The sequence below is a fragment of the Streptomyces sp. NPDC041108 genome (genome assembly GCF_055592645.1).
On record NZ_JBVIYK010000002.1, the window covers coordinates 539,838 to 550,951 of the forward strand.

The following is an 11,114-nucleotide window of genomic DNA, read 5'->3' on the forward strand; positions in this document are numbered from 1 at the left end:
CAGTGACCAACATCCCGGAGACCGGGCGGACACCACGGGTCCAGATCCGGCTCGTCATCATCCAGATCCTCGTCTTCTCCCTCCTCGGCACCCTCGGCGGCCGCCTCTGGTACCTCCAGATCCGCGAGGGCGACGCGTACGCCAAGGAGGCCTCCGGCAACCACGTCCAGCAGGTCGTCCAGCCCGCCGTGCGCGGCTCGATCCTGGACGCCCGCGGAGTGCCGATCGCGGACAACGAGACCCGGCTGGTCGTCTCCGCCTCCCGCACCGACCTGCTGAAGATGGACGACGACGGCAAGGCCGTCCTCACCAAGCTTGCCGGCGTCCTGGACATGAAGCCCCAGGACGTCATGGACAAGGTCCGCCTCTGCGACTCCGAGACGCCCCAGCCCTGCTGGAACGGCTCGCCCTACCAGCCGATCCCCATCACCGACGAGGCCACCGCCAAGCAGGCCCTGCAGATCCGCGAGCGCTCCGAGGACTTCCCCGGCATCACCGCCGAACCGCAGGCCGTCCGCCGGTACGCCAGCCCCGGCGGCTCCAAGACCTCGCAGGTCCTCGGCTACCTCTCGCCGGTCACCGACGAGGAGATCACCAAGGCCCAGGACACCGACTCGCCGTATCTGCGCTCCGACCAGGTCGGCCGCTCCGGCCTGGAGCGGCAGTACGACAAGGAACTGCGCGGCAAGGCCGGCGTCACCCGCTACGAGGTCGACAACCTCGGCCGCGTCATCGGTGAGGCCGAGGCCGACCCCGCCCAGCCCGGCGCCAACCTGGTCACCAGCGTCGACGCCCGCGTGCAGCGCATCGCCGAGTACGAACTCAACGAGGCGATGAAGGAGGCCCGCAAGCAGAACGACCGCAACACGGGCACGAACTACAAGGCCGACTCCGGCGCCGTCGTCGTGATGGAGGCCAAGACCGGCCGCGTCGTCGCCATGGCCTCCAACCCGGACTACGACCCGAACGCCTGGGTCGGCGGCATCTCCGCCAAGGACTACGCCAGGCTCACCGGCAAGAAGTCCAACTACCCGCTGCTGAACCGCGCGATCCAGGGCCAGTCGGCCCCCGGCTCCATCTTCAAGGTGGTCCCGACGGCCGCCGCGGTGAACGCCGGCTACTCCTTCAACGGCCCCTACGAGTGCTCCAGTTCGTACTCGATCGGCGGCCAGGTCTTCAAGAACTTCGAGTCCCAGAGCCACGGCGGCATCAGCCTCGGCAAGGCCCTGGAGGTCTCCTGCGACACCGTCTTCTACCGCCTCGCCCACGAGGAGTGGAAGCGCGACGGAGGCATCAAGCCCAAGAAGGGCGCCAACAACTGGTTCTACAAGACGGCCCACCAGTTCGGCCTCGGCGCGGAGACCGGCATCGACCTGCCCAACGAGGTCGCCGGCCGCATCCCGGACCGCAAGTGGAAGCTGGACTACTGGAAGGCCAACAAGGGCGCCTGGTGCAAGTACGGCAAGAAGGGCGGCACGTACGCCGAGCAGATCGCGTACGAGAACTGCCTGGAAGGCAACCGCATGCGCGCCGGTGACTCCGTCAACTACTCCATCGGCCAGGGCGACACCCTCGTCACCCCCATCCAGATGGCCACCATCTACGCGGCCATCTCCAACGGCGGCACCCTCTACGACCCCACCGTCGGCAAGGCCGTCATCAGCGCCGACGGCAAGAACGTGCGGGAGATCGCCCCCAAGTCGCACGGCCGACTGCCGATGACGAAGAAGACGCACGACGAGATAGACGAAGCCCTCGAAGGAGTCGCGACCCGCGGTACGGCCGCCTGGCGCTTCCAGGGCTGGCCGCAGGACAAGATCCCCATGCACGCCAAGACCGGTACGGCCGAGGTCTACGGCAAGCAGACGACGTCCTGGTTCGCCACGTACACCAAGGACTACTCGATCGTCATGACGATCTCCCAGGGTGGTACGGGTTCCGGTGCCTCGGCCCCCGCCGTGCGCAAGCTCTACAACGCGCTGTACGGCGTCTCCGAGGACGGCGAGATCAACAAGAAGAACGCGTTGCTGCCCACCCCCCAGAAGGGTCTGCCGAAGATCGAGTCCGACGGTTCGATCGACAGCCCGAAGCTGGGCACCTACCCGCCGAAGAAGACGGAGAAGGACGCCGCGGAGGACGGCACCCAGACCGTCGCCGCCGGACCCGCCGTCCGGCCGGTGTCCTTCGACGGCCCCCCGGCGGTGGTCAGTGCACGCGGCGGCAGCGGCAACCGCGCCGCACGCCGACGCACGGGCCGCGGCCGACGGCGTACAGGCAGCGGCAGAGACCGCCGCGGGAGCGGCACGGGGCGGAGGACGTCCGTATGACCGGCAACAGCTTCTCCGTCTCCGGGTACGGGCCCGAGCGCTCCGGCTGGACCCGGCTGTTCGCCCGTGACTCGCTCGCCCGCCGACTCGACTGGCCGATACTGTTCTCGGCCATCGCGCTCTCCCTGATCGGTGCCGCCCTCGTCTACTCGGCGACGCGCAACCGCACCGAACTCAACCAGGGCGATCCGTACTACTTCCTCCTCCGGCACCTGCTCAACACCGGCATCGGCTTCGCCCTGATGATCGGCACGGTCTGGCTCGGCCACCGCACCCTGCGCACGGCCGTACCCATCCTGTACGGCATCTCGGTCCTGCTGATCCTGCTGGTGCTCACCCCGCTGGGCGCGACGATCAACGGCGCCCACGCCTGGATCGTCATCGGCGGCGGCTTCTCGCTCCAGCCCTCCGAGTTCGTGAAGATCACGATCATCCTGGGCATGGCGATGCTGCTGGCGGCCCGGGTGGACGCGGGTGACAAACCCCATCCCGACCACCGCACGGTCGTGCAGGCCCTCGGCCTCGCGGCCGTACCGATACTGATCGTCCTGCTGATGCCCGACCTCGGCTCGGTCATGGTCATGGTGGTCATCGTCCTGGGCGTCCTGCTCACCTCCGGTTCCTCCAACCGGTGGGTCCTCGGCCTCATCGGCACGGGCGCGATGGGCGCCATCGCCGTCTGGCAGCTCGGGGTGCTCGACGAGTACCAGATCAACCGCTTCGCGGCCTTCGCCAACCCCGAGCTCGACCCGGCCGGCGTCGGCTACAACACCAACCAGGCCCGCATCGCCATCGGCTCCGGCGGACTGCTCGGCACGGGGCTGTTCAAGGGCTCGCAGACCACCGGACAGTTCGTGCCCGAGCAGCAGACCGACTTCGTCTTCACGGTGGCGGGGGAGGAGCTGGGCTTCGTGGGCGCCGGACTGATCATCCTGCTGCTCGGTGTCGTCCTGTGGCGGGCATGCCGTATCGCCCGTGAGACGACCGAGCTGTACGGCACGATCGTCGCCGGCGGCATCATCGCCTGGTTCGCCTTCCAGTCCTTCGAGAACATCGGGATGACCCTCGGCATCATGCCGGTGGCGGGACTGCCCCTGCCCTTCGTGTCGTACGGCGGATCGTCGATGTTCGCGGTGTGGGTGGCGGTGGGGCTGCTGCAGTCCATCCGGGTGGAGCGCCCGATGTCCGCCTAGGGCTCCGCACTGTCCTCGGGGCAGGCTTCCGTCCTCCTCCAGGAGCACGGTGGTCTGCCCCTTTACCCGAAGGAGGACTAGATTCATTTCATGGCGGACACCAAGCGTGAGATCGAGCGGAAGTACGAGTCCGACGAGAGCGGCCTGCCCGATCTCACCGGTGTGGCCGGGGTCGCGAGGGTCGTCGACAAGGGTGTGGCGGAGCTGGACGCCGTCTACTACGACACTCCCGACGAACGCCTGGCCGCCGCCGCCGTCACCCTGCGGCGCCGCACGGGCGGCAGTGACGCGGGCTGGCATCTGAAGCTCCCCGTCGCCGCGGGGGTACGGGACGAGATCCGGGCCCCGCTGTCCGACACCCTGCCGGACGAACTCGCGGCACTCGTGCGTTCCCGGGTCCGGGAAGCCGAACTGGTCCCGCTGGTCCGCCTCCTCTCCACGCGCGACGTCAGCGAACTCCTCGACGCGGACGGCACCCTCCTCGCCGAGGTCAGCGTCGACGCCGTGATCGCCGAGCGGCTCACCGAGGACGGCCGGACCGCCCAGTGGTCCGAGATCGAGATCGAACTCGCCGACGACGGTGACCCGGCCTTCCTCGACAAGGTCGACAACAAGCTGCGCAAGTCGGGTGTCCGGCCGTCGGACTCGCCCTCGAAACTGGCCAGGGCGCTGCAGGAGACGGCCTCCAAGAAGGAGAGGAAGAAGGGCCGGAAGAAGGCCGAGGCAACGGTTCCGGGCAAGCCCGTCACCCCCGGTGATCATGTCCTCGCCTACATCCGCGTCCAGCTCGACGCGATCGTCGAACTCGATCCGGCCGTCCGCCGGGACGTCTTCGACTCCGTCCACAGCATGCGGGTCGCCACGCGCCGGCTGCGCAGCACCTTCAAGTCGTTCGGGAAGGTGCTCGACCGGACCGTCACGGACCCGATCGGCGAGGAGCTGAAGTGGCTGGCGGGGGAGCTGGGCGTCGACCGTGACCAGGAGGTCCTGACGGAACGGCTCACCGAGGCACTGGACGCCCTTCCCGAGAGCCTGGTGACCGGTCCGGTCCACGCACGGCTGCGCGCCTGGTCGGAGAAGGACGGCCACACGGGCCCCCGGCGCGGGCTGATCGACGCGCTGGACGGGCCGCGGTACCTGGCCCTGCTGGCCTCCCTCGACGCCGTGCTCGCGGACCCGCCGCTGCTCGCGGCGGCCGAGGGCGATGCCGAGAAGGTGATCACCAAGGCGCTCCGGAAGGACGTCGGCAAGGTGGCGGCGCTGGTGGAGGAGGCCCTGGCGCAGCCGCCCGGAGCGGACCGTGACCTCGCCATGCACGAGGCCCGCAAGAAGACCAAGCGCACCCGGTACGCGGCCGAGGCGGCGCATCCGCTGCTGGGCAAGCCGGCCAAGGCGCTCGTCAAGGACATGAAGTCCCTGCAGAGCCTCCTGGGCGACCACCAGGACAGCGTGATGGCCCGCGAGGCCCTGCGCGAGCTGGCCCACCAGGCCCATGCGGCGCCGGGGGAGAGCGCGTTCACGTACGGGGTGCTGTACGGCAGGGAGGAACGGCGGGCGGAGCTGGCGGAGGGGGCGCTGCCGTCGACCTGGGCGAAGATCCGCGACGGCCTGCCCTTCTAGGCGGCCGGGCTGGCGGCTGAGAGTTCACGGCTGGCAGCTGGCAGCTGACGGCGGACGGCTGACGGCAGGCGACGGGCCGGATCGGCGGTGGGGGCGGTGGGCTGCCGGCGACTGGGCGTGCGAGGGGTGTCTCCGGGGGCGTTACGCTAGATGGTCACCCCCCGTCCGCTCACGAAGGTAACCTCCGCGATGTCTGTCGAGTCGGTCTTCCCACAGCTAGAGGCCCTGCTGCCGCATGTGCAGAAGCCGATCCAGTACGTGGGCGGTGAGCTCAACTCCACCGTCAAGCCCTGGGAGTCCGCGGACGTCCGCTGGGCGCTCATGTACCCGGACGCGTACGAGGTCGGTCTGCCCAACCAGGGCGTCATGATCCTCTACGAGGTCCTGAACGAGCGCGAGGGCGTGCTGGCCGAGCGCACGTACAGCGTCTGGCCGGACCTGGAGGCGCTGATGCGGGAGCACGGCGTCCCGCAGTTCACCGTCGACAGCCACCGGCCGGTGAAGGCCTTCGACGTGTTCGGTCTGTCCTTCTCCACGGAGCTGGGCTACACGAACATGCTGACCGCGCTGGACCTGGCCGGGATCCCCCTGGAGGCCAAGGACCGCACGGTCGACGACCCGATCGTCCTGGCCGGCGGACACGCGGCCTTCAATCCCGAGCCGATCGCCGACTTCATCGACGCGGCGATCATCGGCGACGGCGAGCAGGCCGTGCTCGACATGACCGAGATCATCCGCGCGTGGAAGGCGGAGGGCCGGCCCGGCGGGCGCGAAGAGGTCCTCTTCCGTCTCGCGAAGACGGGATCGGTGTACATCCCGGCGTTCTACGACGTGGAGTACCTGCCCGACGGCCGCATCGGCCGCGTCGTACCGAACAGGTCCGGCGTCCCGTGGCGGGTGTCCAAGCACACCGTCATGGACCTGGACGAGTGGCCGTACCCCAAGCAGCCCCTGGTACCGCTCGCCGAGACGGTCCACGAGCGCATGTCGGTGGAGATCTTCCGCGGCTGCACGCGCGGCTGCCGTTTCTGCCAGGCGGGCATGATCACCCGCCCGGTCCGCGAGCGTTCCATCACGGGCATCGGCGAGATGGTCGAGAAGGGCCTCAAGGCGACCGGTTTCGAGGAGGTCGGCCTGCTCTCCCTCTCCTCCGCCGACCACAGCGAGATCGGCGACATCGCCAAGGGCCTCGCCGACCGGTACGAGGAGGACAAGATCGGCCTGTCCCTCCCCTCGACCCGCGTGGACGCCTTCAACGTGGACCTGGCGAACGAACTGACCCGCAACGGCCGTCGCTCCGGCCTCACCTTCGCCCCCGAGGGCGGCTCGGAGCGCATGCGCAAGGTCATCAACAAGATGGTCTCGGAGGAGGACCTGATCCGGACGGTCTCCACCGCGTACGGCAACGGCTGGCGCCAGGTGAAGCTGTACTTCATGTGCGGCCTGCCGACGGAGACGGACGAGGACGTCCTCCAGATCGCCGACATGGCGACCCGCGTCATCCAGAAGGGCCGCGAGGTCTCCGGCTCGAACGACATCCGCTGCACGGTCTCGATCGGCGGGTTCGTCCCCAAGCCGCACACACCGTTCCAGTGGGCGCCGCAGCTCTCCGCCGAGGAGACGGACGCGCGCCTCGAGAAGCTCCGGGACAAGATCCGCGGCGACAAGAAGTACGGCCGCTCCATCGGCTTCCGCTACCACGACGGCAAGCCGGGCATCGTCGAGGGCCTGCTGTCCCGCGGCGACCGTCGTATCGGCGCCGTCATCCGCGCGGCCTACGAGGACGGCGGCCGCTTCGACGGCTGGCGCGAGCACTTCTCCTACGACCGCTGGATGGCCTGCGCCGAGAAGACCCTCCCGGCCTTCGGTGTCGACGTCCACTGGTACACCACGCGCGAGCGCACCTACGAGGAGGTCCTCCCCTGGGACCACCTGGACTCCGGTCTCGACAAGGACTGGCTCTGGGAGGACTGGCAGGACGCCCTCGACGAGACCGAGGTCGAGGACTGCCGCTGGACCCCGTGCTTCGACTGCGGCGTCTGCCCCCAGATGGACACCTCCATCCAGATCGGCCCGACGGGCAAGAAGCTGCTGCCGCTGACGGTCAAGAAGGACCCGGCGATCAGCGGACACAGCCACTGAGGTGAGTGATGCGCTGCGGCGCAGGCCGGGTTCGTCCCCGTCTCCTACGTGAGTACGGCCTCTGTGAACTTCTGAGCCCCCTCTTTGAACAAGAGGGGGCTCGGTCGTGTCCGGGTCAGCTCTGGCAGCCGCAACCGGATGCCGCCTTCGCCGCGCCGACACCGACGGAGGGGTCTGCCGAGGTCTCGGCGTCGGAGCAGCAGGCGTTCACTCCGCAGCAGGACTCCGACGGGGGCGCCCCGATGCCGGGCTCGGGGCTCGTCGGCTTGGACGCCCGGACGATCGCCGAGTGCATGCCGTCGGCGACGGCATGCGTCGGGATGATCTCGACGTCCGTGAACCCGGCCGCTTCCAGACCAGCGCGGTACTCCTCGAAGGAGAGGGCCCCCGCGATGCACCCGACGTGGTCACCGCGCTCACCTCGTTGGGCCGGGGTCAGGGAGTCGTCGGCGACCACATCGGACACACCGATCCGGCCGCCGGGCCTGAGGACGCGAAAGGTCTCGGCGAAGACGGCGGGCTTGTCGGTGGACAGGTTGATCACGCAGTTGGAGATCACGACATCGACGGTGCTCGCCGGCAGGGGGATCGCCTCGATGGTGCCCTTCAGGAACTCGACGTTCGTCGCGCCGGCCTTCTCGGCGTTGGCCAGGGCCAGGGCGAGCATCTCGTCGGTCATGTCGAGGCCGTAGGCCCTGCCGGTGGGGCCCACGCGGCGGGCCGAGAGCAGGACGTCGATGCCGCCGCCCGAGCCGAGATCGAGGACGCGGTCACCCGCGCGCAGCTCGGCGACGGCGGTGGGGTTGCCGCAGCCGAGGGAGGCGGCCACGGCCTCGGCGGGCAGGGTCTCGCGCTCGTCGGCGGCGTACAGGGTCGAGCCGAAGTTCTCGTCGACCTCGATGGGCTGAGGTCCACAACAGGTGGTGTCGCCTGTGGCGACCTGCACGGCCGCTGCCGCGTAGCGCCGACGGACGGCTTCCCGTAGATCGGTGGCGTGCTCGGACATATTCGCTCCTTGATGCCTGGGCATGGCGGTGCCCTGAACGGCTTGTATAGACGTTCGTTGATTCAACCTTGCGCCTTGGATCGAAAAACGTCAACATAGAGGCATGTCGAATCAAGAGCTGAAGATCCTCGGCCAGGACGGCGACGGTGCTTGCTGCGAAGGGCTGGCCTCGGCGCCGCTGGGTGAGGAGCAGGCGGCCGACCTGGCGAAGACCTTCAAAGCCCTGGGCGACCCGGTGCGTCTGCGGCTGATGTCGATGATCGCTTCGCGGGAGGGCGGCGAGGTCTGTGTGTGCGAGCTGACACCTGCTTTCGACCTGTCGCAGCCCACGATCTCGCACCATCTGAAGCTGCTCCGGCAGGCGGGGCTCATCGACTGCGAGCGCCGGGGCACCTGGGTCTACTACTGGATCCTGCCGGCCGCCCTCGACCGCTTGGCCGGGTTCCTGGCCCTGTCGCAGACGGCGGAGGCCACCGCGTGAACGCGCCCCTCGCCCGTCGCGTCGCCGCGGAAGCGGTGGGGACGGCCGGCCTGGTGGCGGTGGTCGTCGGCTCCGGGATCCAGGCGAGCGAACTCTCCCGTGACGTGGGGGTCCAGCTGCTGGCCAACTCGACTTCCACGGTCTTCGGCCTGGCCGTGCTGATCGTCCTTCTCGGGCCCGTCTCCGGCGCGCACTTCAATCCCGCCGTCACGGTCGCGGTCTGGTTCACCGACCGCAGGAGCGGGGCCGGGCTGAAGCTGCGGGAGGTGGCCGCGTACGTTCCGGCGCAGATCACGGGAGCCGTCGCCGGTGCGGTCCTGGCCGATGCCATGTTCGCCGAGCCTCTGGTGAAGTGGTCCACCCAGGAACGCTTCGCGGGACATCTGTGGCTGGGGGAAGTCGTCGCCACCGCCGGGCTGGTTCTGCTGATCTTCGGCCTGAACCGGACGGGGCACGGGCGATTCGCTTCGGTGGCCGTGGCGTCCTACATCGGGGCCGCCTACTGGTTCACCTCCTCCACCTCCTTCGCGAACCCCGCGGTCACCCTCGGCCGGTCGTTCACCGACACCTTCGCCGGGATCGCCCCGACCTCCGTCGCGCCGTTCATCGCTGCTCAACTGGTGGGCGCGGCTGCGGGCCTGGGCCTGGTCGCGCTGCTCTTCGGGCCCGCCGCTCCTCCCGAAACCGATGTCGTCCTACCGCACGGCGACACCGCACTTGCTGCTTCTTCTCGCTGACCCTTCTTCCTGGGAACGTCCATCATGAGTAATTCCCCCGCGCGCCCCTCCGTTCTGTTCGTCTGCGTCCACAACGCCGGGCGCTCACAGATGGCTGCCGCCTTCCTCGCTCACCTGGCCGGGGAGAAGGTGGAGGTTCGCTCGGCCGGTTCAGCCCCCGCCGACGCGGTCAATCCGGCAGTCGTGGAAGCGATGAACGAAGTCGGCATCGACCTCTCGGCCGAGACGCCGAAGGTCCTGACGGTCGAAGCCGTGCAGGCGTCCGATGTCGTCATCACGATGGGATGCGGAGACGCGTGCCCCGTCTTCCCGGGGAAGCGATACCTCGACTGGCGACTCGACGATCCGGCCGGTCGGGGAGTCGATGCCGTCCGCCCGATCCGTGACGAGATCGAGCACCGCATCCGCGCCCTGGTAGGCGAACTGACCGCCTGACCGCCTGAGCGGCGTGCAGGTCAACACGTGCCCGTGGCCGTATCCGAGCGAGGGATTCGGCGGGGAAGGGGTGTCCGGAGGTCGGGTCGGCCGATCTCCGGACACCCCTGTTCGTGTCCTATCGGCCTGTCACGCGGGGTGTGACGGTGGAGCCGCCGTTGATGATGCTCTCCGAGGGCTGGAGTTCGACCCTGAGCCAGGGGCGCGGGTTGCCCTGGGCGTCGTCGCAGTTCAGGGTGGCGTGCGGCGTCGTGTCGACCGGCACGCAGGTGGTCTCCCAGATCTGGCCCACGGTGGTGACGACGTTGAACTTGACGAGGCCCTTGTCGGCGCCCGCGTGGTCGCCCTTGCTCTGGCCCTTGTCCCCGCCGCGGCCCTGGGAGTCGTCCCTGCCGGTGTCCTGACCGGTGCCCTGGGTGTACTCCGTGCCCGTGCCCTGGGCGTGGCCCTGACTCGCGTTCTCGGCGTGGCTCTGACCGGTGTTCTGGTACTGGCCGGTGTTCTGGCCCTGGCCGGTGTTCTGGTACTGACCGGTGTTCTGGCCCTGGCCCGTGCCCTGGTACTGACCCGTGTTCTGGGCCTGACCCTGGTCGTGGCTCTCGCCCGTGCTCTGGCCATGCCCCGTGCTCGTGCTCGTGCCCTGGCCGTGGTCCTTGCCCGTCTCGTTCTGCCCGCGTCCGGTGTAGGCGTGGGTGTTGACGGAGACGCCGCAGGCGTAGCCGACCTCGCGGCCCTGTGAATCACGGCCGCCCGAGGGGAAGTTGGGGTGGGTGCTGAGGTCGGTCCACAGGAACGGGTGGGTGGCGGCGCCCGTCAGGTCGCGGATGCCGGCGAAGACCCGCCCGTTGGCCAGTGCGACCCGGAACTCGAGATTCTTCGAGTCCTGCACCGCGTCGATGTCGGAGCAGGTACCGACGGGCCCGGTGGCACCGGTCGCTCCGGTGGCGCCCGTGGCCCCGGTGGCGCCCGTGGCTCCGGTGGCTCCCGTGGCTCCCGCCCCGGCGGGGCCGGTGGGTCCGGTGGGTCCGGCGATGCCGTCTGCGCCCGTCGGTCCGGTGGGTCCGGCGATGCCGTCTGCGCCCGTCGGTCCGGTGGGTCCGGCGATGCCGTCTGCGCCCGTCGGTCCGGTGGGTCCGGCGATGCCGTCTGCGCCCGTCGGTCCGGTGGGTCCGG

The 11,114-nt window shown here is 69.4% G+C and carries 8 protein-coding genes and 1 pseudogene; 7 read left to right on the plus strand and 2 right to left on the minus strand.

The features are described 5' to 3' along the window. Positions 1-2: 2 nt before the first annotated feature. The 4 genes from mrdA to ACZ6BB_RS08350 all read left to right on the plus strand — a co-directional run bounded on the left by mrdA (position 3) and on the right by ACZ6BB_RS08350 (position 7,282). Positions 3-2,327: a penicillin-binding protein 2 gene (gene mrdA / locus ACZ6BB_RS08335; protein WP_471614503.1), complete on the plus strand. Its 2,325-nt coding sequence runs from the start codon at positions 3-5 to the stop codon at positions 2,325-2,327. Next, entirely contained in the window at positions 2,324-3,520 is a 1,197-nt protein-coding gene (gene rodA / locus ACZ6BB_RS08340; protein ID WP_471614504.1) for a rod shape-determining protein RodA, read from the plus strand. Before mrdA ends, rodA begins: the two co-directional genes overlap by 4 nt. A gap of 90 nt (positions 3,521-3,610) precedes the next feature. Next, positions 3,611-5,140, plus strand: coding sequence for a CYTH and CHAD domain-containing protein (locus ACZ6BB_RS08345; protein ID WP_471614505.1), 1,530 nt, complete (start codon positions 3,611-3,613; stop codon positions 5,138-5,140). Between the two features lie 189 nt (positions 5,141-5,329). Further along, a complete protein-coding gene (locus ACZ6BB_RS08350; protein WP_471614506.1) occupies positions 5,330-7,282 on the plus strand; it encodes a TIGR03960 family B12-binding radical SAM protein in 1,953 nt (650 codons plus the stop codon). Positions 7,283-7,397: 115 nt separating this feature from the next. Here ACZ6BB_RS08350 and arsM read toward each other — a convergent pair whose 3' ends face one another. Further along, positions 7,398-8,288, minus strand: a complete 891-nt coding sequence (gene arsM / locus ACZ6BB_RS08355) for an arsenite methyltransferase (RefSeq protein ID WP_471614507.1) — start codon at positions 8,286-8,288, stop codon at positions 7,398-7,400. 103 nt (positions 8,289-8,391) lie between these two features. Between arsM and ACZ6BB_RS08360 the strand changes: the two genes are divergently transcribed. Genes ACZ6BB_RS08360 through ACZ6BB_RS08370 form a run of 3 tightly spaced genes read left to right on the plus strand, consistent with a single transcriptional unit; the run spans position 8,392 to position 9,941 of the window. Further along, the gene (locus ACZ6BB_RS08360) at positions 8,392-8,769 is read left to right on the plus strand and encodes an ArsR/SmtB family transcription factor (protein WP_471614508.1); all 378 of its coding nucleotides are present in this window, start codon (positions 8,392-8,394) and stop codon (positions 8,767-8,769) included. Further along, positions 8,766-9,506 carry an aquaporin gene (locus tag ACZ6BB_RS08365; protein WP_471614509.1) on the plus strand — a complete coding sequence of 247 codons (741 nt, stop codon included), beginning with the start codon at positions 8,766-8,768 and terminating at the stop codon, positions 9,504-9,506. Before ACZ6BB_RS08360 ends, ACZ6BB_RS08365 begins: the two co-directional genes overlap by 4 nt. A gap of 24 nt (positions 9,507-9,530) precedes the next feature. Further along, positions 9,531-9,941 (plus strand): arsenate reductase ArsC, encoded by a 411-nt coding sequence (locus ACZ6BB_RS08370; protein ID WP_471614510.1) that lies wholly within the window; start codon positions 9,531-9,533, stop codon positions 9,939-9,941. 118 nt (positions 9,942-10,059) lie between these two features. On the opposite strand, the pseudogene ACZ6BB_RS08375 reads toward ACZ6BB_RS08370, so the two are convergent. Continuing rightward, positions 10,060-11,114, minus strand: a pseudogene (locus ACZ6BB_RS08375) (collagen-like protein); the annotation flags it as partial.

Excerpts from the sequence above, each read along its gene's own strand:
- rodA (WP_471614504.1), top strand. The coding sequence starts at position 2,324 with ATGACCGGCAACAGCTTCTCCGTCTCCGGGTACGGGCCCGAGCGCTCC.
- ACZ6BB_RS08345 (WP_471614505.1), top strand. The coding sequence starts at position 3,611 with ATGGCGGACACCAAGCGTGAGATCGAGCGGAAGTACGAGTCCGACGAG.
- ACZ6BB_RS08350 (WP_471614506.1), top strand. The coding sequence starts at position 5,330 with ATGTCTGTCGAGTCGGTCTTCCCACAGCTAGAGGCCCTGCTGCCGCAT.
- arsM (WP_471614507.1), bottom strand. The coding sequence starts at position 8,288 with ATGTCCGAGCACGCCACCGATCTACGGGAAGCCGTCCGTCGGCGCTAC.
- ACZ6BB_RS08360 (WP_471614508.1), top strand. The coding sequence starts at position 8,392 with ATGTCGAATCAAGAGCTGAAGATCCTCGGCCAGGACGGCGACGGTGCT.
- ACZ6BB_RS08370 (WP_471614510.1), top strand. The coding sequence starts at position 9,531 with ATGAGTAATTCCCCCGCGCGCCCCTCCGTTCTGTTCGTCTGCGTCCAC.